This is a genomic window from Nocardioides aestuarii (assembly GCF_039527245.1).
GTDB classification, from domain to species: domain Bacteria; phylum Actinomycetota; class Actinomycetes; order Propionibacteriales; family Nocardioidaceae; genus Nocardioides; species Nocardioides aestuarii.
The window spans coordinates 2,661,997-2,688,201 of sequence record NZ_BAAAJT010000002.1; the positions used below are offsets into that span (position 1 = coordinate 2,661,997).

Genomic DNA, 26,205 nt, shown 5'->3' on the forward strand with positions numbered 1-26,205 from the left:
GGTGACGACCGGGTGGCCACGGGGGTGAATGTCGGCCTAACTCACCAGATCGCGTCGGCCCACTCGGGGTGGTCGATGAACGGGTTCCGGTTGCCCTGCCACGCGGTGTAGATCCGGTCGTTGCGTCGCATCTCGAAGGCGTCGACGGGGTCCTGGTCGTTCCAGGCGAGCAGCACCTCGAGGTCGCCGATCATCGAGGACGAGCTGCCGACGGTCGAGCTCATCTCGAGGTCGTTCCAGCCGTCGCCGCCCTCGTAGCGCACCGCCATGTAGAACAGCATCCGCGCGACGTCGCCCTTGACCGCGTTGCGCGGCTCGAAGGAGTTGCTGTCGGTGTAGCAGCCGCCGCAGCCGGAGACGGACGAGCCGCCGAGGTCGAAGTCCTTGTTGCCGCGGGTGGAGTTGACCGTCACGTCCTCGGGGCGGAGGTGGTGGAGGTCGGTGCCCGGCCCGGCGCTGGTGTCGAACCCGCCGCGGCTCTGGGCCCAGACGTGCTCCCGGTTCCAGTTGCCGGTGCTGCCGCCGTTGCTCGACTTCGGGATCGAGCGGCCGGTGTAGAGCTCGATGACGTTGGCGGAGTTGTTCGGGTCCTGGTCGGTGTCCTTCAGCGCCTCCCACACCTGGCTGTAGGACAGCGTCGCGTTGCCGTCGATGATGTCGTGGAGCGACGCCTTGAGCGCGGTGCCGGTCTTGCCGATCGCCGGCGCGTAGTAGGTGCTGTCGTACGGCGAGCCGCCGCCCGGGGGAGGGTCGGTGGTGCCGCCGGCGAGCGCGAAGGCGCTGGTGCCGGTCATGCCCGGGTGGGCGAAGTAGGACGCCAGCGACCCGGTCACGTCGATCCGCTTGCCCACCAGCGACGGGTTCGTCCTCAGCCCCCACTGGCTGCGGAACGCCGACGGGATCTGGACGTAGAGCATCTGCGACGTGCTCGTCTGGCCGGCGGTGTCGGCGATCGCAAGGGCGTAGTCGTTGGGGAAGCCGCTCGTGACGACCGTGTTGGTCGCGGTCGGCTGGCCGACGACGTAGCCGCGGACGGTCTGGGTCGAACCGTTCTGCTGGCCGATCGCCTGGCTCACGGTGAGCGGGGTGGCCGCGGTCTGGACGGCACTGGCGGCGGGGGTGGTGCCCGGGGCGGTGAGCCCGAGCGCGAGGAGGAGGGTCACGAGGGCGAGCGTGAGGGCCCGCCCCGTCCCGAGATGACGTGTCATGGCGCTGGAGCCTGCCGCATCGGAGGTCACCGCGGAAGGGGTGAAGCGTGAACAGCTGGGGTCAGCCGGGACCGGGCGGTGTCGCCAGGGAGTCGAGACGGTCGATCGGCAACCCGAGGTCGCGTCGGACCCGCCATCGAGCCCTGAGGCACTCGTCGTCCAGGTCGTCCTCCTCGCCCCACGTGAGTGGGAGGGTGAACCACCGCAGCGCGTCGCGCAGCCGGCCGTGCAGCTCGTAGGACTCGCCGACGAAGTGGCAGGTTGCGGGCTCGAGCGCGTCGACGGAGACCGCGACCCGCAGGGACTTGTCGACCACGGTCACCTGTTCCTCGTCGCCCTCGGCGAGGGCCAGGGAGAGGAAGTGGGCCCAGATGTCGACGAGGGCGTCGCCGCCGTCGACCCTCGCCTCCCGGTAGCAGCGGCGGGCCTCGTCGTACTCGCCTCTCATCTGCCAGTGCTCACCTGCGGCTGCCAGCAGCTGTGCCCTGCCGTGCTCACCGACCGCCAGCCGGCGGGCCTCGTCCTCGAACGCGGCCGCCTTGCCCGGCACCGGAACCCCCTCCTCCAGGGAGGTCATCAGGTCGACGAGCTCGTCCTCCGTCATGACGACCAACCTAGAGGTGAACCGGGACAGCCGGCGGCGGCGTACGTTCGCGGGATGGCGATCCGCAAGGGCACGACCGTGAGGTGGAAGTGGGGCCAGTCCCACGCCGAGGGCACGGTCACCGAGGTCCACCACGACGAGGTCTCCCGCACCACCAAGGGCGAGAAGATCACCCGCAAGGGCAGCAAGGACGACCCCGCCTACGTCATCGAGCAGGAGGACGGCACCACCGTCCTCAAGCTCCAGAGCGAGGTCGAGCGCGCGTGACCGAGCCCACGTCCTGAACCGCCGCGGGCGGGCGTAGCGTGTCTCCGCCCGGCAGTCCGGGCGGATCCCGCAGGGAAGGACAGGGCGTGGCAGGTCGGGTCGTACGCCGGCGGTGGCTCAGGCACCCCGCGCAGACCATCGTCGTCGGCTTCGCCGCCGCCATCCTGGTCGGCACCGCGCTGCTGATGCTGCCGGTCGCGAGCACCGGAGCGGGCGGGACGGACTTCGTCACGGCGCTCTTCACCTCGACCAGCGCGGTCTGCGTCACCGGCCTCGTCGTCGTCGACACGGGCACGTACTGGTCGGCCTTCGGTGAGGTCGTCATCCTCGCGCTGATCCAGCTCGGCGGCCTCGGGATCATGACCTTCGCCTCCGTCGTGGGGCTGCTGATCTCGCGACGGATGGGGCTGCGGACGCGGCTGTCGGCGGCGGCCGAGACCAAGGCGGTCGGCCTCGCCGACATCCGCAAGGTCGTCACCGGCGTCGTGAAGGTCAGCCTGCTGGTCGAGGCAGCCGTGGCGCTCGTCCTGGGGCTCCGCTTCTGGCTGGCGTACGACGAGTCGCCCGGCCGCGCGGCGTACCTCGGGGTCTTCCACTCGATCTCGGCGTTCAACAACGCCGGCTTCGCGCTGTGGGCCGACAGCCTGATCGGCTACGTGACCGACCCGTGGGTCTGCGTCCCGATCGCGCTCGCGGTGATCTTCGGTGGCCTCGGCTTCCCGGTGTGGTTCGAGCTGCGCCGCGAGATCCGGCGGCCGAAGGTCTGGAGCATGCACACGAAGATGACCATCTCGGTCACCGTGGGCCTGCTGGTCCTCGGCACGGTCTTCATGACCGCGAGCGAGTGGTCGAACCCCGACACGCTCGGCGCGTTCAGCGCCCCGCAGCGGGTCTTCGTCGGGTTCTTCCACGCCGTGATGCCGCGCACCGCCGGCTTCAACAGCCTCGACGTCGGGGCGATGAACGACTCGACGCTGCTCGGCACCGTCGTCCTCATGTTCATCGGTGGCGGCTCGGCCGGCACCGCCGGCGGCATCAAGGTCACCACCTTCATCCTGCTGTTCTTCGTCATCTACGCCGAGGTGCGCGGCGAGAGCCGGGTCAACGCGTTCGACCGGCAGGTCGACGACCGCGTGATCCGGCAGGCGCTGACCGTCGCGCTGCTCTCGGTCGGCGCGGTCGTCGGGTCGACGCTGCTGCTGATGTCGCTGACCGGGCTGCCGCTCGGGCCGGTGCTGTTCGAGGCGACCTCGGCGTTCGCGACCGTCGGGCTCTCGACCGGCATCACCTACGACCTGCCGACCTCCGCCGACCTGGTCCTGGTCGGCCTGATGTTCCTGGGCCGGCTCGGTCCGATCACACTGGTCTCGGCACTCGCGCTGCGCGAGCGCCGCCGTCACTACGAGCTCCCCGAAGGAAGGCCGATCATTGGCTAGGACAGGCAAGACTCGCGTGGCTGACCCCGGAGCCGTCGCCGTCATCGGCCTCGGCCGCTTTGGCCGGTCACTCGCCCTCGAGCTCGAGGCGACCGGCACCGAGGTGCTCGGCATCGACAGCGACCGGCGCACGGTCGAGCAGCTGTCGGGCCGGCTCACCCACGTCGTCGTCGCCGACTCCACCGACGAGGAGGCGCTGCGCCAGCTCGGGATCGCCGAGCTCGACCGGGTCGCGATCGGTGTCGGCACCGACCTCGAGGCCAGCATCCTCACCGCCTCGATCGTGGTCGGGCTCGGCGTCCCGAACGTGTGGGCCAAGGCGATCAGCAAGGCCCACGCGCGGATCCTCCACCAGGTCGGCGTGCACCACGTCGTCCGCCCGGAGCACGACATGGGGACGCGCGTCGCCCACCTCGTCCGCGGCCGGATGCTCGACTTCATCGAGATCGACGACGACTACGCGATCGTCAAGACCAGCCCGCCGTCGAGCCTGTGGGGCGTCCGGCTCCAGGACACCCAGGTCCGCGCGCAGCTCGGCGTCACGATCGTCGGCGTGAAGCGGGCCGGCTCGGACTTCACCTACGCCACCGCCGACACGGTCCTGGAGGAGGGCGACCTCGTGATCGTCTCGGGCAGCACCCGGGCGGTGGAGAGGTTCAGCGAGCTGAGCTGACCGGCGGCGCGACCTCGGTGTGGGGGCGCGACTGCCACAGCGCCCACTCGGCGCTGACCTCACCGGCGGTGCGGATCAGGTGGGGGAGGTGGTCCTCGACCAGGGTCTCGCGGGAGGTCTCGGCGGCGTGGACGGTCACGCTCATCGCGGCGTGGACCTCGCCGTGGCCGTCGCGGACCGGGACGGCGATCGAGCGTACGCCGGGGGCGAGCTCCTCGTCGGCCAGCGCCCAGCCGCGGGCACGGACCTGGCTCAGCTCCTCCATCAGCTGCTCCTCCGTCCGCCCGATGTAGGGCGGCAGCCCGGATCGACTGGGAGCCTCCAGCACCTCGGTGACCCGACGCGGGGGCAGCGCCGCGAGCAGCACCTTGCCCTTCGACGTCTGCGCCGCCGGGAACAGCGTCCCGATCTCCACGCGCAGCGCGATGATCTTCGGAACCGAGACGCGGGCGGTGTAGACGATGTCGGAGCCGTCGAGCTGGGCGAGCGAGACCGACTCACCGATCCGGCCGACCAGGTCCTCCATGTGGGGCCGGGCGACGTCCCACAGGCCCAGCGACCCGACGTACGCCATCCCGAGCCCGATGACGCGGGGGGTCAGCGAGAAGGCGCCGTCGCGGGAGCGGACGTAGCCGAGCTCCTCGAGCGTCAGCAGCAGCCGCCGCGCCGTCGGCCGGGCCAGCCCGGTCGTCGCGGCGACCTCCGACAGCGTCATCGTCGGTCGCTCCGGGCCGAAGCCCGCTAGGACGTCGAGCCCGCGGGCGAGTGACTCGACGAAGTCGGGCCCGGTGCCACGACCGGCCATCGGCTACCTCCCCGAGTTCGGCTCGCCGAAGACCGTACCGCGGGCCCCGTGCGTGGTGTCGGAGCGGTAGTCGGTGTACTGGTAGGGGTTGTCGAGGACCTTGTTGCCCTCGCCGGGCAGGTCGGGGTTCATGCCCTGCTGCCAGACGTCCTCGCCCATCGCGCCGCGCAGGTGGTCGACGGTGTTCTCGATGTCGGTGCGCACCGATGTGAGGTCGGCGCCGACGAGCTTGTGGTCGCGCTTCACGACGCGGCCGTCGACGACGACGGTGTGGACGTCCCCGCGCTGGGCCTGGAAGGCGACGTGGCCGTAGGGGTTGAGCAGCGGGAAGGAGACGGGGGAGTCGTCGTTCTTGATCAGGACGACGTCGGCCTTCGCCCCGGCGGTCAGGCGGCCGAGGTCGTCGCGGCCGAGCGCGTGCGCCCCACCGCGCGTCGCCCAGTCGACGACCTGCTCGGCGCGCAGATGGGAGTGGGTGACGGTGTCGCCGGCGGCGTGCGCCTCGAGGTGCTCCCGCGACCGGTCGGCGCCGAGCGTCGTCCGCATGGCGCTGAAGAGGTCGCTGCTCCACCACACCGACGTGTCCATCGACAGCGACACCGGGATGTCGTGGCGGCGCACCTGCCAGGTCGGGGGGTAGCCCTGGCCAGCGCTCTGCTCGGACTCGGTGCTCACCGAGATCGACCCGCCCGTGGCGGAGATCCGGTGATAGCTGTCGGTGGTCAGGGTCGCGGCGTGGACGTAGACGGTGTCGGGGTTCATGAAGCCGTGCTCGTGCATGAGCCGGATCCCGTCGTCGTTGGTCGCGCCCCACACGCCGGCGTGGGTGGTCACGGGGAGGCCGAGGTCGGCGGCGAACTCGAAGGCGGCCTTCTCGGGGAACTCCGGGTCGCCGGTCACGTCGAAGGCGAGCTGGAAGCCGAGCATGTCGTCGGCCGAGCCGCGGTGGCGGTCGAAGAAGCCGCGGACGGCCGGGTCGGCGGTCCACTCCCACGGCGCGGCCTGGATGTTGCCGTAGGCGAGGACGTAGCGGCCGGGCGCCGCACGCAGGGCGTCGACCGCGGCCTCGGCGTGGTCGACCGTCTGGAGCCCGTGGGACCAGTCGACCGTCGTGGTCACGCCCGCCTCGAGCGCGTCCCACGCCGAGAGCAAGTTGCCGGCGCGGATGTCCTCGGGGCGGAACTTCGCGCCGTGCTCGAGGTAGTACCAGACGAAGTACTGGGTGAGCGTCCAGTCGGCGCCGTAGGCCCGCATCGCCGTCTGCCACATGTGGCGGTGGGTGTCGATCATCCCGGGCATCACGATGCCGCCGGAGGCGTCGACGACCTCGGCCCCGTCGGGGGCGGACAGGCCCTGGCCGACGTCCGCGACCCGGTCGTCGACGACGAGCACGTCGGCGTCGGTCAGCACCGTGTGCTGGTCGTCCATGGTGAGCACGGTGCCGCCGGTGAAGAGCACCGGACGGCGGTCGGACGAGGCGGTCATCGACCCGCTCCTGTTCTCGGACGCATGTCCGTATGACGGTCGTTGTGGTGCGTGTCACTGTGATCCTGCGGGCCTCATCGTGTCAAGAGTCGTCCCTTGACAAGCCGGTCGACGCCCGCGAACACTGACCGTCACGCAACCACGGACGTCTGTCCGTGAAAGGAGGCCGAGGGTGACCGAGAGTCCGAAGCAGGGACCGCTCGCCGGGCTGGTGGTGGCCGACCTGTCCCGGATCCTCGCCGGCCCCTACGCCACGATGCTGCTCGGCGACCTCGGTGCGGAGGTGATCAAGGTCGAGGGCCCGCAGGGCGACGACACCCGGACCTGGCAGCCCCCGGTCCGCGACGGCGTCTCGACCTACTTCCTCGGCGTCAACCGCAACAAGCGCTCGATCGCCCTCGACTTCAAGGACGCCGACGACCTCGAGGTCGCGAAGCGGCTGGTCGCCCGCGCTGACATCGTCCTGGAGAACTTCCGGCCCGGCGGCCTCGCCCGGTTCGGCCTCGACTACGAGACCGTCTCGGCCACCAACCCTGCGGTCGTCTACGCCTCGATCAGCGGGTTCGGCAGCGGCGAGCAGGGGGCCAAGCTGCCCGGCTACGACCTGATCGTCCAGGCGATCAGCGGCCTGATGAGCCTCACCGGCGACCCCGAGGGCGAGCCCTTCCGGGCCGGCATCTCGGTGTTCGACGTGATGGCCGGCCTCCACGCCACCATCGGCGTCCTCTCCGCGCTCAACGACCGCCACCGCACCGGCCGCGGCCAGCACGTCGAGGTCAACCTGATGTCCTCGGCGCTCTCGGGGCTGGTCAACCAGTCCAGCGCCTACGTCGCTGGCGGGACCGTCCCCTTCCGGATGGGCAACTCCCACCCCAGCCTGTTCCCCTACGAGCCACTGCCCTGCAGTGACCGCGACCTGATCATCACCGCCGGCAACAACGGCCAGTTCCGCAAGCTGGTCGAGGTCCTCGGCGTCCCCGAGCTCGCCGACGACCCGCGGTTCGCGCGCAACGAGGACCGCACCGCCAACCGCGACGAGCTCCGGCCCCTCCTCGTCGAGCGGCTGGCGACCCGGACGGCGATGGAGTGGTTCGACGACATCATCGGCGCGGGCGTCCCCTGCGGCCCGATCAACACCGTCGACGGCGGCGTCGCCTTCGCCGAGAGCATCGGCCTCGACCCGGTCGTGACCGTCGGCTCCGGCGACGCCGCGCTGCCCGGCGTACGGCACCCGATCCGGTTCTCCGACGCCGAGGCCCGCTATGACCTGCCCCCGCCGGAGCTCGACGAGCACGGTGACGAGATCCGCGCCTGGCTCCAGGAGGACGCATGAGTCCCGAGTTCCCGACGTCCCTCGGTACGTCGACCGCCGACGAGATCCGGCTGCTCGGCCAGGACCTCACCGCCGACCTGATGGGGAAGGTCGGCTTCGGCGAGCTCGCGTTCTGGCTGGTCGCGATGCGGCGGCCGACGCCGCAGGAGACGCGGCTCTTCGAGGCCGTCCTCGTCGCGCTCGCCGACCACGGCTTCACCCCGACCGCTATCGCCGCCCGGCTGACCTACCTGTCCGCCCCCGACTCGCTGCAGGGGGCGCTCGCCGCGGGGCTGCTCGGCGGTGGGTCGCGCTTCCTCGGCGTCACCGAGGACTGCGGCGGCTACCTCCACGACGTCATCGAGGGCGTGGCCGAGGCCGACCTCCCCACCGACGACGCCGGCTGGGACGAGCTCGCGCTCGCCGCCGTACGCCGTACGCGCGAGGCGAAGCGGTTCGTGCCGGGCCTGGGCCACCCGGTCCACAAGGTGCAGGACCCGCGCACCCCGGTCCTGATGCGGATCGCCGAGGAGGAGGGGCTGCTCGGACCCCACCTGCAGCTGTTCGCCGCGATCGGTCGCGTCCACCCCGAGGTGCTCGGCCGGACGCTGCCGCTCAACGGCGCCGGCGTCTGCGGCGCCGCGCTCGCCGACCTCGGCTTGCCCGTGGAGATGCTGCGCGGCTTCGCGCTGCTCGCCCGCGCCGCCGGGCTGCTCGGCCAGATCGCGGAGGAGCGGCGCCGGCCGATCGGCATGGACGCCTACCTGACCGTCGACCGCAACGCGGTCTACGTCGACCCGCAGACCGACCAGACAGAGCAGACCGAGCAGGACTGAGGAGCCGCCATGGCCGAGATCGTCGCCGTCATCGCCTCGACGCACCACCCGTTCTACTACCGCGCGAGCACGTCGGTCGGCGACGACCGGCCGCCGTTCGCGGACGAGTGGGTCAGCAAGATCGAGACCTTCCGCGAGACGCTGACGCGGGCGCGGCCCGACGTCCTGGTCATGGTCGGCAGCGACCACTTCCATCAGCTGTGGCTCGACAACATGCCGCAGTTCCTCGTCGGCAAGGCGCCCTTCTACGACGCCAACTGGTACAACGAGGAGCGCGAGTTCGGCCTGCCGCGGATGACGCTGGCGGGCCAGGAGGACCTCTCGGCCCACGTCCTGCGCGGCGGCCTCGACCTCGGCTTCGACCTTGCGTTCAGCAACGAGCTGCGGATCGACCACAGCATCACCTGCCCGATCATCACGCTGCGACCCGAGGCCGACCTGCCGATCGTCCCGATCTACACCAACATCTTCGCGCCGCCGCTGCCGCGGCCCGAGCGTTTCGTCGCGCTCGGCAAGGCGATCCGCGAGCTCGTCGAGTCGTGGCCCTCCGACCAGCGGGTCGCCGTCATCGGCACCGGCCACCTCTCCCTCGAGCTCGGCGGGCCCCGCCAGTTCGGCGAGCACGGGCCCGACCCCGACTTCGACCGCAAGGCTGTCGAGTGGATCGCGAACGGCGACATCGACGGCTGCTGCCGCGAGGTCACCCTCGACAGCCTCCACCTGCCCGGCAACGCCACCCATGGCTTCATGGACTTCATGCTGATGATGGGCGTCGCCGGCGAGGGCCAGAAGGCCGACCACGTCGACTCCCTCGACCTCTTCCACACGATGGAGGCCTACTTCACCTGGTACCCGAAGGGAGCTCCGGCATGAGCAAGTACCTGCTCGACAAGTTCCTGTTCACCGTCGACCGCGACCCCGAGCTCGTCGAGCGCTATCGCGAGGACCCCGCCGGCACCGTCGCCTGGTGGGAGGCGGAGGAGGCCAACCGGATCCTCAACTGCATCTCCGACGAGCGGTCGACGTGGCTGGCCTTCGAGGACGCCGAGCGCGACGCGCTCGTCCGCCAGGACCACGTCGCGCTCTTCGAGATGGGCGCCCACCCGTTCCTCACGCTGACGCTCTTCATCGCGATGTTCGAGCGCGACCACGGGCCGCTGGAGTACCAGCTCGCCTACGGCGCGGCGATGAAGCACCTGTCTCTGCCCTACCCCGACATCTCGACATGAGGACGACCTGATGCGCGCCGCGGTCCTGACCTCCCACGGCGCCGCACCGTCGTACGCCGAGCACCCGGACCCGCCTCCCGGTCCTGACCAGGTGCTCGTGCGGATCACCGCGGCGCCGGTGGTGCCGCTGGACCTGCTGTGCGCCAGCGGGACGTCCTACTTCGGGGCGCGGACGCTGCCCTACGTCCCGGGCGTGCAGGGGGTCGGCGAGGTGGTGTCCGGGGATCAGCTCGCCGCCGGGACCCGGGTCTTCGTCGCCACCTCGGCCGGGATGGCCGACGGCGACGGGTCGCTGGCCGAGCTCTGCGCCGTGCCGTCCTCGGGCGTCGTGCCGCTGGAGGCAGGGGGAGTCGACGACAGCGTCATCGCGGCGCTCGGGCTGTCCGGGGTCGCCGCCTGGCAGGCCCTGGGGTGGCGGGCCGGGCTGCAGCCGGGCGAGACCGTCGTGGTCCTCGGCGCCGGCGGGGCCGTGGGGCAGGCGGCGATCGGCGCGGCCCGGGCCCAGGGAGCCGGCAGGGTCGTGGCGGTCTGCCGCGCCGGCGCCGCGGCCGCACGAGCGGCAGCGCAGGGTCCCGACGCGGTGGTCGAGATCGGCGACCCGGACGCGGAGTCGTTGACGACCGCCCTGCTCGAGGTGCTGCCCGACCGGGCCGACGTCGTCATCGACCCGGTGTTCGGGTGGGTGGCCGAGGCGGCGCTGCGCGCCCTCGCCCCGGGTGGCCGGCAGGTCAACCTCGGCGGCTCCGCGTCGGACTCGGCCACGTTCTCCTCCGCGGGCCTGCGCGGCACCGGGCTCTCCCTGCTCGGCTACACCAACAACGCGCTCAGTCCCGACCAGCGCGCCGACGCCCTGCGGTCGGTGGTCGCCCTCGCGGGCGAGGGCCGGATCGCGGTCGCGCACGACGTACGCCCTCTGTCGGAGGTCGACGACGCGTGGGGCGAGGTCGGGAGCGGGGTGCGGCAGGTGCTGGTGCCCTGAGCCGGGTCAACAGGCGCCAGGGTCGATCGCACGGTTGATCCGGTCGCCGATCGCGCGCAGCTGCTTCACCTGGGCGGCCGTGAGTGGGTCGAGCACGAGGCGGCGTACCTCCTCGACGTGGGCGGGGGCGGTGGCGACGACCTTCTCCCAGCCGGCGTCGGTGAGGTGGGCGACGGTGTAGCGGCCGTCGTCGGGGTCGGGGGAGCGCTCGACGTAGCCGCGCCCCTCGAGCCGTGCGACGACCTGGCTGAGCCGGGAGAGCGAGCCGTCGGCGAACCCGGCGAGCGTGCTCATCCGCAGGCTCCGCGTCTGCTGCTCCGAGAGCGCGGCCATCACCTGGTAGTCGAAGTGCGTGAGGTCGGCGTCGCGGCGCAGCTGGGCGTCGAGCGCGGCGGGGAGCCGAATCAGCAGCCGAGCGAGCTGGAGCCAGGACTCGCGTTCGTCGGCGTCGAGCCAGCGCGGTTCGGGCATGCGTCGAACCTAGCGGGAATGACTTCATCCTTGAAGTGGTTCTGACCTCATCACTTCAACCATGAAGTCATCGGAGGAGAGATCATGAACGTGTTCCTGTGGATCGTCGCCGCCCTGCTCGCCGTCGCCTTCGCTGCGGCCGGCTCGATGAAGCTGACGAAGTCGAAGGCCGACCTGGCCGGCCAGGGGATGGGCTGGGTCGAGGACTTCAGCCCCGGCGTCATCAAGCTGATCGGCGCCCTCGAGGTGCTCGCCGCGGTCGGTCTGGTCGTCCCGCCCCTGGTGGGCGTCGTGCCGGTCCTCGCGCCGCTGGCCGCGCTCGGCCTGGTCCTGCTGATGGTCGGCGCGCTGATCACGCACGCCCGGCGCAAGGAGACGCCGATGGTCGTGGTCAACCTCGTGCTGGCCGCCCTGGCGATCGTCGTGGTCGTCGGTCGCTTCGGCCCGGAGCAGTTCACCGCTTGATCAGGACAGGCGCTCCCACACGGCCGCGGTGGCGTCGGCGGCGCCGGGCAGGCCGATCCGCTGGAAGTTGCGGCCGCCGCGGGAGAACGCGTAGGCCACCTGCTCGGGCACCAGGAGGGGGTCGACCGGGACGCCGAGCCACTCGCAGGGCCGGACGTGGACCAGCTCCGCCGCCCGGTAGGCGGGGTCGTCCGACGTACGACACGGCCCGGCGACGCGCCCGAGGTGGACGTCGCCGTCGAGGCGTGTCCACATGAAGCTGCGGTCGGGCACGGCGCAGAAGCGTGCGAGCCGCGCGTGGTCGCGCTCGGTGATCGCGGCGCGGATGCCGACGACGCCGCGCTCGAGGGCGGCCGCGTCCGTCATCGGGGCGCGGTAGGCGTCGGTCACGTGGCGCAGGCTAGTCGTGGGGCCCGACGTACTGTCGAGGACGACCGACCCCCGACGAAGGAGCACCTGTGGACTACACCCATCTCGGACGCAGCGGACTGTCGGTGAGCAGGCTGTGCCTGGGCACGATGAACTTTGGTCCCGAGACCGACGAGCCCGACAGCCACGCGATCATGGACCGGGCCCACGACCACGGCATCAACTTCTTCGACACCGCCAACGTCTACGGGTGGAAGCAGGGGGAGGGGATCACCGAGCAGATCATCGGCCGGTGGTTCGCGCAGGGCGGCGGTCGGCGTGAGCGGACGGTCATCGCCACCAAGCTCTACGGGTCGATGAGCGACTGGCCCAACGACACCTTCCTCTCGGCGCGCAACATCCGGCACGCCTGCGACGCGTCGCTGCGGCGGCTCCAGACCGACCACATCGACCTCTACCAGATGCACCACGTCGACCGGCGTACGCCGTGGGAGGAGATCTGGGAGGCGATGGAGGTGCTCCACGCCCAGGGGAAGATCCTCTACGTCGGCTCGTCGAACTTCGCCGGCTGGCACCTCGCCCAGGCGCAGGAGGCCGCGAAGGCCCGCCACTTCATGGGACTGGTGAGCGAGCAGTCGATCTACAACCTGCTCAACCGCTGGGTCGAGCTCGAGGTGCTGCCGGCGGCCGAGCACTACGGCATCGGGGTGGTCCCGTGGTCGCCGCTGATGGGTGGGCTGCTGTCCGGCGCGCTCCGCAAGGCCCGCGACGGCGGCGGCTCCCGCTCGGGCAAGGGCCGCTCGGCCGAGCTGCTCGACCAGCACCGCGCGGCGGTGCTGGAGTACGAGGAGCTCTGCGCGGAGCTGGAGGAAGACCCCGCCCACGTGGGGCTCGCCTGGCTGCTCTCGCGGCCGGCCGTGACCGCGCCGATCATCGGCCCGCGCACCACCGAGCAGCTCGACGGCACCCTGCGGGCGCTCGAGATCGAGCTGTCGGTGGAGACGCTCGCTCGCCTCGACGAGATCTTCCCCGCACCTGGGCCGAACGGGTCGAAGCCGGCGCCGGAGGCCTACGCCTGGTGAGCGTGCCCGGCCCGGCGGGGAGTCACGACCAGCTCAGCTTCTCGAGGCGGCTGCGGAGGGCCGGGACCCGGTGGGAGTTGCCGGTGAGGTCGACGTACTGCTGGCCGAAGACGGCGAGGAGGGCGTCGTCGAGGCGCCGGACGGCGCCGGCGGGGTGGCGGTAGCCCATCTGCTCGATCAGCTCGTCGGGGTCGACGGAGGAGAGCAGGTCGGCGAGCTCGTCGAGCGAGGTGATGCCGAGCTCGAGCAGCAGGCCGGCGATCCAGCCGTAGTGGTCGGTGTGGGACCAGCCGGCGTCGGAGTACTGCGCGGCGAGGAAGGCCGCGAGCTCCTGGCCGCTGATCCGTGGGTCGGTCGGGTCAGCCTCGGGGGTGCCGGGCGGTTCCGAGGCCTCGAGGCGCGCGCGGATGGCGGAGAACTCCTGGTCGGCGAGCTCGAGCAGCCCGGCCGCGAGGGTGAAGCGACGGTCGAGGTCGGGGGCGTGCTCCTCGGGGACGGTGCCCTTGTAGCGGATGTCGTGCTCGAACTCCGCCCACGCGTGCTGCAGCACGGTGCGCACCTGGATGCTGGCCCGGTGGCCGGCCAGGTCGTCGTACGACGGGGGCGGGACCGCGGCCGGCGCCACGAGCAGGTGGCGGCTGGCGTAGCCGAAGCGGCCCATGCTGGCCGTCTCCTCGCCGAGGTCGCGGTCGTCGAGGATCTCGAGCTGGTCGTCGAAGACCGCGGCCACGGCGGCGACGTCGCTGTGGACGTAGGTGATGACGCGGACCCCGATCAGGTCGGTGATCTGGGCCATCGGGTCCGGGTACATCGGCTCACCCTCGGCGAGGCGCGAGGCCTTGGCCGCGAACGAGGTGACGCTCTTGGTCCGGCCGGCGACCGTCAGGTAGTTAATGCCCGCGTCGTCGAGCAGGCTCTGGACCAGCTCCACCCAGCGCCGGGTCGGCTCCCGCAACGTCGGCTGGAGCTCGGCGTAGGCACGCACGGCCTCGCGGACCGGTGCATGGGTGGAGCTGGACATGCGTCCACCTTGTCAGAGCGCAGCCCGGACCGCCTCCGGCATCGTCGTTGCCGGGCGGCCCAGCACCTTCTCGAGGTCGGTCGGCTCGAGGTAGAGCGCACCGCGGGCCGCATCGGCGTCGGAGTCGCCGAGGGCCTTCGCCATCGGCTCCGGCACACCGGCCCCGAGCAGGACCTCGACCAGCTGGGCCTCGGGCAGGTCGGTGTAGGTCACGTCGCGACCGCTCGCGGCCGAGACCTCGGCGGCGAGCTCGGTGAGGGTGAAGGCCGGTCCGCCGAGGTCGAGAACCTGGCCGGCGTACCCCTCCCCGATGAGGACGACGGTCGCGGCCTCCGCGAGCTCGGGGCGCGCGGCGGCGGCGATGCGGCCGTCGCCCGCGGCACCGACGATGCCGTGCTCGAGGTAGACGGGCAGCTGGGCGGTGTAGTTCTCGAGGTACCAGCCGTTGCGGAGCACGACGTGGGGGAGGCCCGACGCCGCGAGCGCCTGCTCGGTGCCGCGGTGCTCCTGCGCGATCGTGTAGGACGCCGTGTCGGCGTTCGGCGAGCTCGTGTAGACGAGCAGGGCGACCCCGGCGGCGCGGGCGGCCTCGATCACGGCCGTGTGCTGCTCGACGCGGCGACCGAACTCGGTCCCGGAGACCAGCAGCACCCGGTCGACGCCCGCCAGGGCGGCGTCGAGGGAGGCGCGGTCGTCGTAGTCGGCGCGGCGGACCTGCACGCCACGGTCGGCGAGGTCGTCGAGCTTCGCGGTGTCGCGGCCGAGCGCGACGACGTCGGCGGGGGCGACGCCCCGCTCCAGGAGAGCCTCGACGGCGAGTCGTCCGAGGTGACCGGTGGCCCCGGTGACGGCGTACTTCATGGTGCTGCTCCTTCTGCTGGTGGTGTTGGTGATGTCGTCGGAACCGCCTGTCCGGTCCAATGCTTCCCGTTGGAGAGTAGGCACCTTGAAGTGCCGTACACCCCTGAGAGATAGTGGTGGGGTGCAGGCCGACCCGTTCTCCGCCCAGTGCCCCAGCCGCCAGGTCCTCGACCGGATCGGCGACCGCTGGAGCGTCCTCGTGATCCTGACGCTCGCCGACGGCCGGAAGCGCTACGGCGAGGTCGCCTCGGCGATCGAGGGGGTCAGCCAGAAGATGCTGACCCAGACCCTGCGGGGCCTCGAGCGCGACGGGCTGGTCACCCGGACCGTCCACGCCGAGGTGCCGCCGCGGGTGGACTACGAGCTCACGCGGCTGGGCCGCAGCCTGCTCGGCGCGGTCGGTGCGCTGACCGACTGGGCGACCGTCCACATCGACGACGTCGTGGAGGCCCGGGCGTCCTACGACGGGCGGCGCTGACGGGCCGGACTGACGGGCCGGACTGACAGGACGCTCGGCTAGGTTGGCCGACATGGCTCTTCCGGCGACTGCGGACGTGGTGGTGATCGGGGCCGGGCTCGCGGGCCTCGCGGCGGCGGTCCGGCTGCAGGAGGCGGGTCTCGAGGTCGTCGTCCTCGAGCAGTCCGACGGGGTCGGCGGCCGGGTGCGGACCGACGTCGTCGACGGCTTCCGGCTCGACCGCGGCTTCCAGCTGCTCAACCCGGCCTACCCGGAGGCGAAGCAGCTGCTCGACCTCGACGCGCTCGACCTCCAGCCATTCGAGGCAGGCCTCGTCGTGAGCGTCGGGGTGAAGCGCTACTCCCTCGGCGACCCGCTGCGGCTGCCGTCGTCGATCCCCAACACGCTCACCGCCCCGGTCGGGTCGATGAAGGAGAAGGTCGCCTTCGGCACCTGGGTCGCCGGGCTCGGGGTCGGGTCGGCCGACCACATCCGCGACGCCGACGACCGGCCGCTGGTCGAGGAGCTGCGCGCTCGCGGCATGGGCGACGGGCTGCTCGACAAGGTGCTGCGGCCCTTCCTGTCCGGCGTGCTCGCCGAGGAGGAGCTCTCGTCGTCGCAGCGGATGGTGTCGATGCTGCTGCGCTCCTTCGCCCGGGGCACCCCGTCGGTGCCGGCGCTCGGCATGCAGGCGATGCCGGACCAGCTCGCGTCCCGTCTGGCCCCCGGCACCATCCACCTCGGCTGCTGCGTGAGCCAGGTGCGCTCCGGCCACGTCGACACCGCCGACGGCACGATCGCCGCGCCGGCGGTCGTGGTCGCGGTCGGCGGCGAGGCCGCGCTCGATCTCGGCGTACCCGGCGCGCGGACGCGTCCGCTCACGACCTGGTGGTATGCCGCCGACGAGCCGCCGACGCCGAAGGCGTTGCTCCACGTCGACGCCGAGCGGCGCGGGCCGCTGGCCAACACCGTCGTGATGACGAACGCCGCCGACTCCTACTCGACCGACGGCCGCGCCCTGGTCGGGGCCACGGCCGTCGGGGCGGTCGGCGACCAGCAGGAGGAGGCGCGACGCCACGCCGGCCTCCTCTACGGCGCCGACTCGCGCCGGTGGCAGTGGCTGCGCACCGACGTCATCGAGCACGCGCTGCCCGCCCACCCGGCCGGCCAGCCGCTGGCCCAGGAGGTCGACCTCGGTGACGGGCTCTACGTGTGCGGTGACCACCGCGACACCCCGTCGATCCAGGGCGCGCTCGTCTCGGGACGCCGCGCGGCCGATGCGGTGGCCGGGCGGCTCGCCCCGACGGGCTGACCCGTTCGGGCCATGCCGACTCCTCACTTCGGACCGACAACGCTCGTTCGCCCGCGCGGGAGGGTGGGACCGACCTAGGGTCGTCCCGACGTCACGCAGACGCCCACGTTCCCCCCGCGGCACGAGTCGGTCACGACCGGCTCGTGCCGAGTGTGTTTCAGGACCTGACGAGTCGCTTGAGGGCGAGCCTCGCGATCGGGGCGTACGGCGCCGCCAGCCACCGGTGGGCGTGGATCCGCACCCACGCGACGCTCCCGGAGCCGGTCTCGTCGACGCCGTGGTCCATCCCGACCCCGGCCGGGCCGAACCCGACCCACCACGACCAGGTCCTCGCACGGTCGTCGACGTAGCGGATCCGAAACGGCGCGAAGGTGAACAGCGGTCCGTGGACCGTGCCACGCGTGCCCGCGACGATCGGGTCGTCGTCGGCGTCGACCCTGCTGATCTGGGGTGCCCAGCCGGGCCACTGGGACGGGCTGGTGTACCGCTCCCAGACGACGTCGGCGGAGGCGTCGCCCGCGGCCTCGACCCGCATCAGTTCAGCACCACGATCGCGGCGTTGAGGGCCGTGGCGAAGCCGACCCAGAGCAGGTAGGGGACCATCAGCGCCGCGGCCACCGGTGAGGTACGCCGGAACAGCGACGCGGTCCACGCCACGAGCGCCAGCAGCACCACGATGTCCAGCAGCGCCCACACGTAGAGGTCGGCGGCGAAGAAGAGCGGCGTCCACAGGAGGTTGAGCACGAGCTGCGCCGACCACAGGGTCAGCGCCAGGCTCCAGCCGCTCGCGCGCCAGGTGAGCCAGCCGGCGACCGCGATCATCACGTAGAGGACGGTCCACACCGGGCCGAACAGCCAGCTCGGCGGCGCGAAGGGCGGCAGCTCCAGCGCGGCGTACGTCTGACCGGCGGAGCCGGCGGCCAGCCCACCGACCGCCGCGACGACGGCGACCGCGACGAGGAAGGGCAGCAGGCCGAGCCAGGCCGGGGTGCGGGCACTCACTGCTGTCGACACACGCCCAGTCTGTCGGGGGCGTGGTTACTGTGGCGAGCGTGAAGATCTCCCGCACCGTCGAGACGACCGCCGCCCCGGCCGCGGTCTTCGCCTACCTCAGCGACTTCAGCAACACCACCGAGTGGGACCCCGGCACGATCGAGACCACGCGGGTCTCGGGCGACGGCGGCGTCGGCACGGTCTACAAGAACGTCTCGGAGTTCAACGGCAACAAGTCCGAGCTCACCTACGAGACCGTCGAGCTCGTCCCCGAGCGGAAGATCGCGCTCAAGGGCGAGGGCAAGGCCGTCCACGCCGACGACCTGATGGAGCTCTCGCCGACCGGCAACGGCGGCACGAGGGTCGACTACACCGCCGACATCCGCTTCAAGGGCGCGCTCAAGCTCGCCGAGCCGTTCCTCGGCAAGGCGTTCAAGAAGCTCGGCGACGAGGCCGAGGAAGGCCTCCGCGAGGCGCTCGCCAAGCTCTGATGGCCGAGACGACCCGCTGGCTCTTCGGCGACCAGCTCGGTCCGCACTTCACCCGCGACCACCGGGGGCCGCTGCTGCTCGTCGAGTCGCGCGCGGTCTTGGCGCGGCGGCAGTTCCACCGGGCCAAGGCCCACCTGGTGCTCTCGGCGATGCGCCACCGGGCGCGCGAGCTGGGGGACCGGCTCACCTACGTGAGGACGGACGGCGGCTACGCCGACGTCGTGCGCTCGCACGTCGGTGACGGGCCGGTCGAGGTCGTCCACCCCACGTCGTACGCCGCGCTCGGGCTTGTCGAGCGGCTGGGTGCCTCGGTCGACCTGACCGTCCTCGACCCGCGGGGCTTCGCGACGCCGCGCGAGGACTTCGAGCGGTGGGCCGAGGGACGCGGCGGCAAGCGGCTGCTGATGGAGGACTTCTATCGCCGGGCCCGCCAGGCGCACGGCGTACTCATGGACGGGGCGGAGCCCGCCGGCGGGAAATGGAACTTCGACCACGAGAACCGGGAGCCGCCGCCGCGGGGTGCCGCCTCGCTCGGGGTGCCGGAGCCGTGGTGGCCCGACGAGGACGAGGTCGACGAGGAGGTCCGCGCCGACCTCGATCGCTGGGAGCGCGACGGGCACGTCTCGTTCATCGGGCAGGACGCGCCGCGGCGGTTCCCCGTCACGCGACGCCAGGCCCTCGCGGCGCTCGACCACTTCGTCGAGCACCGGCTGCCCCACTTCGGCGCCCACGAAGACGCGGTGCTCGAGGGCGACCCGTGGATGGCCCACTCGCTGGTCTCCGTCCCGCTCAACCTCGGTCTGCTCGACCCGCTCGAGGTCGTCGAGCGCGCGGAGGCTGCCTACCGTGCGGGCGACGCGCCGATCGCCTCGGTCGAGGGCTTCTGCCGGCAGGTCATCGGCTGGCGCGACTACGTCTGGCACCTCTACTGGCACTTCGGCGACTCCTACCGCCGCGAGAACGCGTTGGGTGCGACGGAGCGGATGCCCCAGTGGTTCTCGACGCTGGACGGTTCCGCGACCGACGCGCGCTGCCTGTCCCACACGCTCGAGCAGGTCGCCGAGCGCGGCTGGGTGCACCACATCCCCCGGCTGATGGTGCTGGGCTCCTACGCGATGCAGCGAGGCTGGTCGCCGCAGCAGGTCACCGACTGGTTCCACCGTGCGTTCGTCGACGGCTACGACTGGGTGATGGTGCCGAACGTCGTCGGGATGTCGCAGCACGCCGACGGCGGGGCGATGGCGACCAAGCCCTACACCTCGGGCGGCGCCTACCTCCAGAAGATGACCGACCACTGCGGGTCGTGCCGCTTCGACCCCAAGGTGCGGGTCGGGGAGGACGCGTGCCCGTTCACGGCCGGCTACTGGTGGTTCCTCGACCGCCACCGGTCCGACTTCGCCGGCAACCACCGGATGGCGCGGGCCGTGCAGGGCCTCGACCGGCTCAAGGACCTCGGCGAGCTCGTCGCCCAGGAGGACGCCCGCGGCAATCGCGCCCCCTGACGCCGACCGGGCACTTGGTGGCCCTTCCGTTGCGCCGAGCGGGCACTTGCAGGCCCATCGGCCCTGCCGAGCGGTCGATCCGAGACCCTCAGAGCTCGACCAGCACCTCGGCCAGGGGCTTGCGGCGGATCGCCGGGACCCGCGCGTCCGCGGCGGCGTACCCGACGGGGATGAGGACGTAGGGCCGTTCGTGGGCCGGTCGCTCGAGCACCTCGTTGATCCACTTCATCGGCGACGGCGTATGGGTGAGTGTCGCGAGGCCGGCCCGGTGGAGGGCGGTGAGGAGGATGCCGACCGCGATCCCGACCGACTCCTTGACGTAGTACGGGCGCGGCTCGTCGTCGCCCTTGTGGACCTCGAAGACCGCGATGACGACGGGTGCGTCCTCGAGGAAGGGCTTGCGCCAGTCGGTGCCGATCGGGGCCAGCGCGTCGAGCCACTCCTGGGACGCCCGGTCCTCGTAGAACCGCTGTTCCTCCTCCTCGGCGCCCTGCCGCAGCAGCCGCTTGCGCTCGGAATCGGTCACCACCACGAACCGCCACGGCTGGACGTTCGCGCCGCTCGGCGCGGTGGCTGCGGCCCGCACGGCGTGCCGGACCACGTCGAGGGGGACCGGGTCGGTGGTGAAGTCGCGGATGGTCCGTCGCTGCTCCATCGCGTCGGCGAACGCCGCCGTGGTCGACACGGCCTCGGCGTCGGTCAGGCGAGGGCGCTGCGGTGCGGGTTCGGTCGGGTAGTCGCGGGCCACGGCCCGATCATCGCCGATGGGCGCGTCCTCACCGGCAGGGCACGGACCCGAGGCGCGCAAGCCCCTCGAGGTCGCCCCGCCCCCAGCCGGTGCGCCCCAGGTTGGAGCCGAACATCAGCTCACCCGGGTCGTCGACGTGGTCGAGCCCCAGCACGTGGCCGAGCTCGTGCTGCACGATCGCCCGCATCGACTCGAACTGCGACTCGACCCTCGCGTCGTCGAAGACCGCCGTGTCCAGGGCGACCGAGCCCGAGACGTAGTAGTCGCGGTCGAGGACGCCGGTCTGGGCGATGCTGCCGCCGACCCCGGCGGTGTCACCCGCCAGGTCGGCGATCTCGGTCTCGTCCGCGAACCCGATGACGACGGGCCGGGCGACCGCGCCGTACGTCGGCGCGAACGGCCGCGCGTCGGAGGTGCCGAGGTCGACGAGATCGAGTCCCGTGGCCCACTCGACGTCCGCCACCGCCTCGTCGATCAGCGCCGGCCACCCGTCCGGCGCGCCCTGCGGGTTCACGACGTACCGGATCGGTTCGCAAGGGTCCCAGGCCACGGGCTGCTGTGATCCACGCTGGGTGCGGAGGAACCGGAAGCTGCCCTGGCCCGGCGTGAAGTCAGGAGGCTCGGCGTGGCGCTCCCCACCGACCCCCAGCAGCCGTCGGGTCGTCGCGAACTCGTCACCGGGGCTGAGGAGGACGACCCCGCCGAGCAGCAGTGCGGTGATGACGAGGCCGGCCACTGTTGCCGGGACCTCCCGGCGCCTCCCCTCCGCCATGGAGGGATCATCCACCGGCATTCGGGCATGCGGTGCCGGTTCGGCGGAGTTCCTGCGAGTCAGGGGCGATCCCCGAGTGCTTCGGTGGCCAACTCGGCAAGCTCGGTGAGCCAGGCGCGATAGCTGCCATCGGCGGTGGGCGAGGGATCGACTTGGCAGCCGTAGGAGACCAGGAGTGTCTTGACGTCGTTCTCGACTGGGAAGGCGAGCAGCACGTCAGAGATCTCACCCGGGAGCAGGTGCGCGATGTCCGGGGTCTCGACCGCGAACGCCTCGATGGTCTGCCGGTCGTTGTCATAGTCGAGGTCCCAGTCCTGGTGGTAGTAGGCGCCCATCAGGTGGTGCAGTGCCGGTCGATCCATGGGGTGACCCTCTCAGTTGGGGAATGCGGTGTGCACGCGGTAGCCGTCTGGCATCGATGCGTCGCGGTAGAGGACGAGACGGACGCCCGTGGCGGACTCGCTGCTCCCATCCCTGACGACCGTCACCCCCGTGGGCCGTCCGAACTCGACGTCGATCACCTTCTTGAAGCGAGTGGAACCGAGCCACTCCTCGATCTCTCTCGGGCTCCGGTCCAACGCGCGGCCGATGAAGCGTTCGGCAGCTTCCTGGTTGGCGAACGTCGAGGCCCGGCCACCTCGCGAGGTCGCGGCCCGAGCGGCCAGATCATCCGCTGATCGGCCGACGTGCTCCTTGATGACATGCCCACCAGCCCGCTCCTGCTCGTCGAGCCACCCCGTGCGTCGGCGGAATCTCCCCGGCACGACCTGGAAGGCGCCGCGCTCGCCGCGGGCGGGGACCCGGAGGAAGCGGGCCAGGCGGGCGCGGGCTGCGGCCGCGGCGGTGTGGGTGGTGCGGATGGCGGTGGTGTAGCCGGTGCGGGCAGCCCGGAGCACGCTGAGGATCTGGTGGAAGCGCGGGGCCTTGGCGGCGATGCGGACCGCGATCGCGGCGGTGCCGGCGGCGGCTCCGGCGCCGAGGGAGACCGCGCCGAGGACGGCGGAGACGACCATGCCCTCGACGACCATCATGAGGATCTCGGTGAGGAGCGCGCGGAGGGCGGCGTGGGCGGTCTCGATCGCGGTGGCGTAGGCGTCGCACTGGGTCGCGAGCGACCCGCACTGGTCCGCGAGTGAGAGGAGCCCGGCCCGGAGCTCGTCGGTGGCGGCCAGGGCGAGCGGGATCTCGGGGGAGCGCTGGGTGGCGAGGGCGTCCCCGGCGACGGTGCACGTCGAGGCCAGGCCCGGCAGGGCCTCGGCGGTACGGCGCCAGGCGGCCGCCGCGGCGCGCAGGCGTTCGGGACTGCCGTCGGGCCAGAGGATCCCGCCGACCTGGTCGAGGATCCAGTTCTCCTGGTCGGACAGCGCGGGGGAGTCGCCGCCGAGCGACGAGGGCGGCGTCGACGGCAGCGGAGTGAGCCACGAGTCCGCCGGCGGTGGCGCGCAGCCGGGGTCGACGACGGCGCCGGGGATGATGGCGGCGCGCTCGGAGTCGCGGTGGCGGGTGTCGCAGGCGGCGGTGGTGCGGCCGACGGTGTCCAGAGCGCGGGCCGCGTCGCCCAGACCGGCGACGGTCTCACCCGCCGCCCCGTCGTACGCCGCCGCGAACTCCTCGGCCCCGGAGTCGGTCCCGGCCATGGCTCCGGTGGCGGCGAGGTCGGCGGCCAGCCGTGAGGTGAGGGACGCGGCGGCGTGGTTCGCCGAGCGGAACGCCTCGACCGCATCGGCGTAGCCGACCTCGTCGACCGCCAGGATCACGACAGCTCCTCCCACAACCCGACGTTGTGGTCGGCCGCGGCGGCGTACTGCTCGCGGGCGTGGGCGACGACCTCGCGCATGTCGGCGAGGGCGGCCCGCATCGTCGCGAAGCCGGCGTCCCACGGCACCCTCGCATCGTCGTGCGCCGTCGCCGCCAGCCCGGACCACGGCGACAACGTGTCGAGCTGGCGGGCCAGCCGATCGGCCAGCGCCTCCAGGTCACGGGACCGGGCGACGAGCGAGGAGACGACCGAGCCCATCTCGGCGAGGTCGGCCCGGTGGGAGCTCACGAGAGCCGCTCCTCGAGCCGTGCAAGCCCCGTGGTCACCGTGGCGTCCGCCGCCCCGGCGACGTGGGCGGACGTGTCGACGCCCGCGGCGAGCCCGGCCAGCCCGGCCCTCACCGACGCGGCACCGGCGAGCCAGTCGCCCCACGCATCGGCGAAGGCCGTGGCGGCCGCCCCCGTCCACCCGCCGTCGAGCAGTCGCGCGACCTCGGCCTCACCGCGGTCGCACGCCTGCGTGAGCTCCCCCAGCACCGCCTCGGCCTCGGCCGCCGCGGCCCGGAGCTCGTCGTACCCGAGCACGATCTCCATGCCTCCCGAGCATGGTCGAGATCCACGGGTTCTGCTGACCTCTCTCCACAGGCCTGAAATTGTTGGCCGCGAAGTGTCGATCCGCGGGCTGTCCACGCGTCAGGGTGGTGAGGTCGCACCCGCGGCCCGCGAACTGCCAGGGAGGAACACCCGATGAGCCGTTACCTGATCCTGCTGCCGGCGCCCGAGGCCGAGTGGGCCGCGCTGCCGCCGGAGGAGCACGAGAAGGGCATGAGGTCCCACCAGACCTTCCACGAGGACCTGCGCACCGGCGGCCACACGCTGCTGGTCGCCAACCCCCTGGAGCCGTCGGCGAACGCCACGTCGATGAAGCCCGACGGGCGCGGGGGAGCAGTCGTCACCGACGGCCCCTTCACCGAGGCCGTCGAGCAGGTGGTCGGCTTCTACCTCGTCGAGAGCGACGACGAGGGCGACCTGAAGGCGGCGTGCGAACGCTGGGCCGCCCGCGGTGAGCACGTCGAGTTCCGCAAGCTGGCCGAGTAAGAGGAGAACGTCATGACCGAGTACGTGGTGCTGATCAGCGGCGACGAGCGGCGCTGGTGGGAGCAGATGAGCCCGGAGCAGGCCAAGGCGGCCTACGCCGAGCACGGCCGGTTCAGCGAGGAGCTGGAGAAGCGCGGCCACAAGATCACCGGCGGCGCGGAGCTCCACCGGAGCAGCGAGACCCGGACGATCCCGGCCGGAGGCGGCGCCGTCACCGAGGGCCCGTACGCCGAGACCGTCGAGCAGGTGGGCGGCTTCTACCAGGTCGAGAGCGACGACCTCGACGACCTGCTCGAGGTCTGCCAGATCCTCGCGAAGACCGGCGACGTGATCGAGGTCCGCCGCTGCGTCGACGCCTCCGAGCGGCCGGAGTGAGGACCGGATGAGGTATCTCCTGCTCCTCGCCTACGAGCCGGGCGGCTGGGAGCAGGCCGACGAGGCCGGCCAGCAGGCCTACTTCGACGCCCACCACGCCTTCGAGGCCTACGTGACCGAGCACGGCAAGCACCTCGGCAGTGCCGCGCTGGCCGACACCGACGTCGCGACGACGGTGCGGCACGAGGGAGGCCGCACCGTGGTCTCCGACGGTCCCTTCGTCGAGACGACCGAGATCGTCGGTGGCTACTACGACGTCGACCTGCCCGACCTCGACACCGCGATCGCGGCGGCCGCGCTGCTGCCGCCGTCCTACGCCGTCGAGATCCGGCCGACCGTGACCATCGAGGGCTACGAGGGCGTGTGACGCTCGAGCAGGTCGTGCGCGAGGAGTGGGGGCGGCTGACGTCCCTGCTCCTCGGCCAGTTCCGCCGGCTCGACCTCGTCGAGGACGCGCTGGCCGACGCGGTGGAGGAGGCGACCCGCCGCTGGCCGTCGGACGGTACGCCGGACAACCCGGCCGCGTGGCTCCACACCACCGCCCGCCGCCGGATCCTCGACCGGCTCCGGGCCGAGTCGATGGCGCAGCGCAAGGCGCCGCTGCTGGTCACCGAGGCCGAGCGGAGGCAGGAGGGAGGAGGGGTGATGGTGGATCCCGGCGGGCTCGTCGAGGACGACCGGCTGCGGCTGGTCCTGATGTGCACCCACCCTGCGCTGGCGCCGGAGGCCGCCAGTGCGCTCGCGCTCCGGCTGGTCCTCGGCGTCAGCACCCACGACATCGCCCGGCTCTTCCTCGTCCCCGAGGCGACGATGGCGGCCCGGCTGACCCGGGCGAAGAAGAAGATCACCGCGGCCGGCATCCCCTTCGCCGTGCCCGGCGCCGACGAGCTGCCGGAGCGGATCGACACCGTCGCCCAGACCGCCTACCTCGCCTTCACCGCGGGCTACGCCCCCGGCAGCGGACCCGACCTGATCCGGGCCGACCTGGCGGGCGAGGCGATCCGGCTGGTGCGGGTCGTGCTCGCCCAGAAGCCCGACGAGGCAGCCCTCGTCGCCCTGCTGTCGCTGATGCTGCTCCAGCACTCCCGCCGCGACGCCCGGGTCGACGACGCCGGCCGGCTGGTGCTGCTGCCCGACCAGGACCGCACGCGCTGGCACCGCGAGGACGTCGACGAGGCGCTCGCCCTGCTGTCCCACCCGCTGCTGTCGGGGCCGCTGACGACCCGCGCGGCGTCGTACGTCCTCCAGGCGAGGATCGCGGCGGAGCACGCGACGGCCGCGACCTCCGACGACACGGCCTGGGACCGGATCGTGGCCTCCTACGACCTGCTGCTCCAGGTCGTGCCGTCGCCGAGCGTCCGGGTGGCCCGGGCGGTCGCCGTGGCCGAGCTGGACGGGCCCCGGGCCGGCCTCGCCGCGCTGGAGGACCTCCCCGCGACCGGCAGCCACCGCGCGGACGCCGTCCGCGCCGAGCTCCACCACCGCGCCGGTGACGTCGACGCCGCGCGCGCGGCCTACGACCGGGCGATCGCGGCCTGCGCGAACGACGTCGAGCGGGACCACCTGGTCGTACGCCGCGCCGCCCTCGGCTGACGA

Annotated in this window: 34 protein-coding genes; 18 read left to right on the plus strand and 16 right to left on the minus strand. The window is 72.3% G+C overall.

All coding sequences use genetic code 11. The features are described 5' to 3' along the window. Positions 1-41: 41 nt before the first annotated feature. Together ABD091_RS13475 and ABD091_RS13480 are read right to left on the minus strand one after the other, a co-directional pair. Positions 42-1,163, minus strand: a complete 1,122-nt coding sequence (locus ABD091_RS13475; protein WP_343919247.1) for an endonuclease — start codon at positions 1,161-1,163, stop codon at positions 42-44. A gap of 106 nt (positions 1,164-1,269) precedes the next feature. Next, entirely contained in the window at positions 1,270-1,812 is a 543-nt protein-coding gene (locus ABD091_RS13480) for a hypothetical protein (protein ID WP_343919249.1), read from the minus strand. Between the two features lie 54 nt (positions 1,813-1,866). Between ABD091_RS13480 and ABD091_RS13485 the strand changes: the two genes are divergently transcribed. The 3 genes from ABD091_RS13485 to ABD091_RS13495 all read left to right on the plus strand — a co-directional run bounded on the left by ABD091_RS13485 (position 1,867) and on the right by ABD091_RS13495 (position 4,188). Beyond that, on the plus strand, positions 1,867-2,079 hold the full coding sequence (locus ABD091_RS13485; RefSeq protein ID WP_343919251.1) for a hypervirulence associated TUDOR domain-containing protein: 213 nt from the start codon (positions 1,867-1,869) through the stop codon (positions 2,077-2,079). Between the two features lie 86 nt (positions 2,080-2,165). Next, entirely contained in the window at positions 2,166-3,515 is a 1,350-nt protein-coding gene (locus ABD091_RS13490) for a TrkH family potassium uptake protein (RefSeq protein ID WP_343919253.1), read from the plus strand. A 16-nt stretch (positions 3,516-3,531) separates the two neighbouring features. Next, positions 3,532-4,188, plus strand: coding sequence for a potassium channel family protein (locus ABD091_RS13495; RefSeq protein ID WP_343919255.1), 657 nt, complete (start codon positions 3,532-3,534; stop codon positions 4,186-4,188). Here ABD091_RS13495 and ABD091_RS13500 read toward each other — a convergent pair. Next, complete coding sequence (locus tag ABD091_RS13500) at positions 4,172-4,993, minus strand: IclR family transcriptional regulator domain-containing protein (protein ID WP_343919257.1); 822 nt, start codon at positions 4,991-4,993, stop codon at positions 4,172-4,174. The genes ABD091_RS13495 and ABD091_RS13500 overlap by 17 nt on opposite strands. Before the next feature lie 3 nt (positions 4,994-4,996). After that, positions 4,997-6,478: an amidohydrolase family protein gene (locus ABD091_RS13505; protein ID WP_343919259.1), complete on the minus strand. Its 1,482-nt coding sequence runs from the start codon at positions 6,476-6,478 to the stop codon at positions 4,997-4,999. Positions 6,479-6,650: 172 nt separating this feature from the next. Here ABD091_RS13505 and ABD091_RS13510 point away from each other — a divergent pair, with 172 nt between their 5' ends. Genes ABD091_RS13510 through ABD091_RS13530 form a run of 5 tightly spaced genes read left to right on the plus strand, consistent with a single transcriptional unit; the run spans position 6,651 to position 10,834 of the window. Then, complete coding sequence (locus tag ABD091_RS13510; RefSeq protein WP_343919261.1) at positions 6,651-7,811, plus strand: CaiB/BaiF CoA transferase family protein; 1,161 nt, start codon at positions 6,651-6,653, stop codon at positions 7,809-7,811. Further along, positions 7,808-8,626, plus strand: coding sequence for a citryl-CoA lyase (locus tag ABD091_RS13515; protein WP_343919263.1), 819 nt, complete (start codon positions 7,808-7,810; stop codon positions 8,624-8,626). Before ABD091_RS13510 ends, ABD091_RS13515 begins: the two co-directional genes overlap by 4 nt. A gap of 9 nt (positions 8,627-8,635) precedes the next feature. Beyond that, positions 8,636-9,499: a DODA-type extradiol aromatic ring-opening family dioxygenase gene (locus ABD091_RS13520; RefSeq protein WP_343919265.1), complete on the plus strand. Its 864-nt coding sequence runs from the start codon at positions 8,636-8,638 to the stop codon at positions 9,497-9,499. Beyond that, entirely contained in the window at positions 9,496-9,855 is a 360-nt protein-coding gene (locus ABD091_RS13525) for a hypothetical protein (protein WP_343919267.1), read from the plus strand. Before ABD091_RS13520 ends, ABD091_RS13525 begins: the two co-directional genes overlap by 4 nt. A gap of 10 nt (positions 9,856-9,865) precedes the next feature. Continuing rightward, positions 9,866-10,834 carry a quinone oxidoreductase family protein gene (locus ABD091_RS13530; protein ID WP_343919269.1) on the plus strand — a complete coding sequence of 323 codons (969 nt, stop codon included), beginning with the start codon at positions 9,866-9,868 and terminating at the stop codon, positions 10,832-10,834. 6 nt (positions 10,835-10,840) lie between these two features. Here ABD091_RS13530 and ABD091_RS13535 read toward each other — a convergent pair whose 3' ends face one another. Then, positions 10,841-11,305: a MarR family winged helix-turn-helix transcriptional regulator gene (locus ABD091_RS13535; RefSeq protein WP_343919271.1), complete on the minus strand. Its 465-nt coding sequence runs from the start codon at positions 11,303-11,305 to the stop codon at positions 10,841-10,843. Between the two features lie 84 nt (positions 11,306-11,389). On the opposite strand from ABD091_RS13535, the gene ABD091_RS13540 reads away from it, so the two are divergent. Then, a complete protein-coding gene (locus ABD091_RS13540) occupies positions 11,390-11,770 on the plus strand; it encodes a DoxX family protein (RefSeq protein WP_343919273.1) in 381 nt (126 codons plus the stop codon). On the opposite strand, the gene ABD091_RS13545 is transcribed toward ABD091_RS13540, so the two are convergent. Then, positions 11,771-12,160: a hypothetical protein gene (locus tag ABD091_RS13545; RefSeq protein ID WP_343919275.1), complete on the minus strand. Its 390-nt coding sequence runs from the start codon at positions 12,158-12,160 to the stop codon at positions 11,771-11,773. A gap of 68 nt (positions 12,161-12,228) precedes the next feature. Here ABD091_RS13545 and ABD091_RS13550 point away from each other — a divergent pair, with 68 nt between their 5' ends. Further along, complete coding sequence (locus tag ABD091_RS13550) at positions 12,229-13,221, plus strand: aldo/keto reductase (RefSeq protein WP_343919277.1); 993 nt, start codon at positions 12,229-12,231, stop codon at positions 13,219-13,221. Positions 13,222-13,243: 22 nt separating this feature from the next. On the opposite strand, the gene ABD091_RS13555 is transcribed toward ABD091_RS13550, so the two are convergent. Then, positions 13,244-14,242: a GTP pyrophosphokinase gene (locus ABD091_RS13555; RefSeq protein WP_343919279.1), complete on the minus strand. Its 999-nt coding sequence runs from the start codon at positions 14,240-14,242 to the stop codon at positions 13,244-13,246. 12 nt (positions 14,243-14,254) lie between these two features. Further along, positions 14,255-15,103 (minus strand): SDR family oxidoreductase, encoded by an 849-nt coding sequence (locus ABD091_RS13560; RefSeq protein ID WP_343919282.1) that lies wholly within the window; start codon positions 15,101-15,103, stop codon positions 14,255-14,257. Positions 15,104-15,224: 121 nt separating this feature from the next. On the opposite strand from ABD091_RS13560, the gene ABD091_RS13565 reads away from it, so the two are divergent. Together ABD091_RS13565 and ABD091_RS13570 are read left to right on the plus strand one after the other, a co-directional pair. Further along, complete coding sequence (locus ABD091_RS13565) at positions 15,225-15,581, plus strand: winged helix-turn-helix transcriptional regulator (protein WP_343919284.1); 357 nt, start codon at positions 15,225-15,227, stop codon at positions 15,579-15,581. 52 nt (positions 15,582-15,633) lie between these two features. Continuing rightward, complete coding sequence (locus tag ABD091_RS13570) at positions 15,634-16,872, plus strand: FAD-dependent oxidoreductase (protein ID WP_343919286.1); 1,239 nt, start codon at positions 15,634-15,636, stop codon at positions 16,870-16,872. A 157-nt stretch (positions 16,873-17,029) separates the two neighbouring features. On the opposite strand, the gene ABD091_RS13575 is transcribed toward ABD091_RS13570, so the two are convergent. Both ABD091_RS13575 and ABD091_RS13580 read right to left on the minus strand, forming a co-directional pair. After that, the gene (locus ABD091_RS13575; protein WP_343919288.1) at positions 17,030-17,407 is read right to left on the minus strand and encodes an SRPBCC family protein; all 378 of its coding nucleotides are present in this window, start codon (positions 17,405-17,407) and stop codon (positions 17,030-17,032) included. Continuing rightward, entirely contained in the window at positions 17,407-17,886 is a 480-nt protein-coding gene (locus tag ABD091_RS13580; protein WP_343919290.1) for a TspO/MBR family protein, read from the minus strand. The genes ABD091_RS13575 and ABD091_RS13580 overlap by 1 nt, the downstream gene beginning before the upstream one ends. 38 nt (positions 17,887-17,924) lie before the next feature. Here ABD091_RS13580 and ABD091_RS13585 point away from each other — a divergent pair, with 38 nt between their 5' ends. Continuing rightward, entirely contained in the window at positions 17,925-18,356 is a 432-nt protein-coding gene (locus ABD091_RS13585) for an SRPBCC family protein (protein WP_343919292.1), read from the plus strand. After that, positions 18,356-19,858 carry a cryptochrome/photolyase family protein gene (locus ABD091_RS13590; RefSeq protein WP_343919294.1) on the plus strand — a complete coding sequence of 501 codons (1,503 nt, stop codon included), beginning with the start codon at positions 18,356-18,358 and terminating at the stop codon, positions 19,856-19,858. The genes ABD091_RS13585 and ABD091_RS13590 overlap by 1 nt, the downstream gene beginning before the upstream one ends. Positions 19,859-19,946: 88 nt before the next feature. Here the strand turns inward: ABD091_RS13590 and ABD091_RS13595 are convergent, their stop codons facing one another. Genes ABD091_RS13595 through ABD091_RS13620 form a run of 6 tightly spaced genes read right to left on the minus strand, consistent with a single transcriptional unit; the run spans position 19,947 to position 23,730 of the window. Next, positions 19,947-20,606 (minus strand): nitroreductase family protein, encoded by a 660-nt coding sequence (locus ABD091_RS13595; RefSeq protein WP_343919296.1) that lies wholly within the window; start codon positions 20,604-20,606, stop codon positions 19,947-19,949. A gap of 28 nt (positions 20,607-20,634) precedes the next feature. After that, the gene (locus ABD091_RS13600; protein ID WP_343919298.1) at positions 20,635-21,378 is read right to left on the minus strand and encodes a matrixin family metalloprotease; all 744 of its coding nucleotides are present in this window, start codon (positions 21,376-21,378) and stop codon (positions 20,635-20,637) included. A gap of 59 nt (positions 21,379-21,437) precedes the next feature. Further along, complete coding sequence (locus ABD091_RS13605; RefSeq protein WP_343919300.1) at positions 21,438-21,740, minus strand: contact-dependent growth inhibition system immunity protein; 303 nt, start codon at positions 21,738-21,740, stop codon at positions 21,438-21,440. Positions 21,741-21,752: 12 nt separating this feature from the next. Next, complete coding sequence (locus ABD091_RS13610) at positions 21,753-23,135, minus strand: RNase A-like domain-containing protein (protein WP_343919302.1); 1,383 nt, start codon at positions 23,133-23,135, stop codon at positions 21,753-21,755. Continuing rightward, positions 23,132-23,425: a WXG100 family type VII secretion target gene (locus ABD091_RS13615; protein ID WP_343919304.1), complete on the minus strand. Its 294-nt coding sequence runs from the start codon at positions 23,423-23,425 to the stop codon at positions 23,132-23,134. The genes ABD091_RS13610 and ABD091_RS13615 overlap by 4 nt, the downstream gene beginning before the upstream one ends. Next, a complete protein-coding gene (locus ABD091_RS13620) occupies positions 23,422-23,730 on the minus strand; it encodes a WXG100 family type VII secretion target (RefSeq protein ID WP_343919306.1) in 309 nt (102 codons plus the stop codon). Before ABD091_RS13620 ends, ABD091_RS13615 begins: the two co-directional genes overlap by 4 nt. A gap of 153 nt (positions 23,731-23,883) precedes the next feature. Here ABD091_RS13620 and ABD091_RS13625 point away from each other — a divergent pair, with 153 nt between their 5' ends. From ABD091_RS13625 to ABD091_RS13640, 4 genes are read left to right on the plus strand one after another with little or no spacing between them, the layout of a single operon-like run. Further along, on the plus strand, positions 23,884-24,234 hold the full coding sequence (locus tag ABD091_RS13625) for a YciI family protein (RefSeq protein ID WP_343919308.1): 351 nt from the start codon (positions 23,884-23,886) through the stop codon (positions 24,232-24,234). Between the two features lie 12 nt (positions 24,235-24,246). After that, positions 24,247-24,609 carry a YciI family protein gene (locus ABD091_RS13630; protein WP_343919310.1) on the plus strand — a complete coding sequence of 121 codons (363 nt, stop codon included), beginning with the start codon at positions 24,247-24,249 and terminating at the stop codon, positions 24,607-24,609. Between the two features lie 7 nt (positions 24,610-24,616). Further along, positions 24,617-24,976 (plus strand): YciI family protein, encoded by a 360-nt coding sequence (locus ABD091_RS13635; protein WP_343919312.1) that lies wholly within the window; start codon positions 24,617-24,619, stop codon positions 24,974-24,976. Next, a complete protein-coding gene (locus tag ABD091_RS13640; protein WP_343919314.1) occupies positions 24,973-26,202 on the plus strand; it encodes an RNA polymerase sigma factor in 1,230 nt (409 codons plus the stop codon). Before ABD091_RS13635 ends, ABD091_RS13640 begins: the two co-directional genes overlap by 4 nt. Positions 26,203-26,205: the final 3 nt, after the last annotated feature.

Coding starts and splice junctions, on each gene's coding strand:
- ABD091_RS13480 (WP_343919249.1), bottom strand. CDS start 1,812: ATGACGGAGGACGAGCTCGTCGACCTGATGACCTCCCTGGAGGAGGGG.
- ABD091_RS13485 (WP_343919251.1), top strand. CDS start 1,867: ATGGCGATCCGCAAGGGCACGACCGTGAGGTGGAAGTGGGGCCAGTCC.
- ABD091_RS13500 (WP_343919257.1), bottom strand. CDS start 4,993: ATGGCCGGTCGTGGCACCGGGCCCGACTTCGTCGAGTCACTCGCCCGC.
- ABD091_RS13505 (WP_343919259.1), bottom strand. CDS start 6,478: ATGACCGCCTCGTCCGACCGCCGTCCGGTGCTCTTCACCGGCGGCACC.
- ABD091_RS13515 (WP_343919263.1), top strand. CDS start 7,808: ATGAGTCCCGAGTTCCCGACGTCCCTCGGTACGTCGACCGCCGACGAG.
- ABD091_RS13520 (WP_343919265.1), top strand. CDS start 8,636: ATGGCCGAGATCGTCGCCGTCATCGCCTCGACGCACCACCCGTTCTAC.
- ABD091_RS13525 (WP_343919267.1), top strand. CDS start 9,496: ATGAGCAAGTACCTGCTCGACAAGTTCCTGTTCACCGTCGACCGCGAC.
- ABD091_RS13530 (WP_343919269.1), top strand. CDS start 9,866: ATGCGCGCCGCGGTCCTGACCTCCCACGGCGCCGCACCGTCGTACGCC.
- ABD091_RS13535 (WP_343919271.1), bottom strand. CDS start 11,305: ATGCCCGAACCGCGCTGGCTCGACGCCGACGAACGCGAGTCCTGGCTC.
- ABD091_RS13540 (WP_343919273.1), top strand. CDS start 11,390: ATGAACGTGTTCCTGTGGATCGTCGCCGCCCTGCTCGCCGTCGCCTTC.
- ABD091_RS13555 (WP_343919279.1), bottom strand. CDS start 14,242: ATGTCCAGCTCCACCCATGCACCGGTCCGCGAGGCCGTGCGTGCCTAC.
- ABD091_RS13560 (WP_343919282.1), bottom strand. CDS start 15,103: ATGAAGTACGCCGTCACCGGGGCCACCGGTCACCTCGGACGACTCGCC.
- ABD091_RS13570 (WP_343919286.1), top strand. CDS start 15,634: ATGGCTCTTCCGGCGACTGCGGACGTGGTGGTGATCGGGGCCGGGCTC.
- ABD091_RS13575 (WP_343919288.1), bottom strand. CDS start 17,407: ATGCGGGTCGAGGCCGCGGGCGACGCCTCCGCCGACGTCGTCTGGGAG.
- ABD091_RS13590 (WP_343919294.1), top strand. CDS start 18,356: ATGGCCGAGACGACCCGCTGGCTCTTCGGCGACCAGCTCGGTCCGCAC.
- ABD091_RS13600 (WP_343919298.1), bottom strand. CDS start 21,378: ATGGCGGAGGGGAGGCGCCGGGAGGTCCCGGCAACAGTGGCCGGCCTC.
- ABD091_RS13605 (WP_343919300.1), bottom strand. CDS start 21,740: ATGGATCGACCGGCACTGCACCACCTGATGGGCGCCTACTACCACCAG.
- ABD091_RS13620 (WP_343919306.1), bottom strand. CDS start 23,730: ATGGAGATCGTGCTCGGGTACGACGAGCTCCGGGCCGCGGCGGCCGAG.
- ABD091_RS13625 (WP_343919308.1), top strand. CDS start 23,884: ATGAGCCGTTACCTGATCCTGCTGCCGGCGCCCGAGGCCGAGTGGGCC.
- ABD091_RS13630 (WP_343919310.1), top strand. CDS start 24,247: ATGACCGAGTACGTGGTGCTGATCAGCGGCGACGAGCGGCGCTGGTGG.
- ABD091_RS13635 (WP_343919312.1), top strand. CDS start 24,617: ATGAGGTATCTCCTGCTCCTCGCCTACGAGCCGGGCGGCTGGGAGCAG.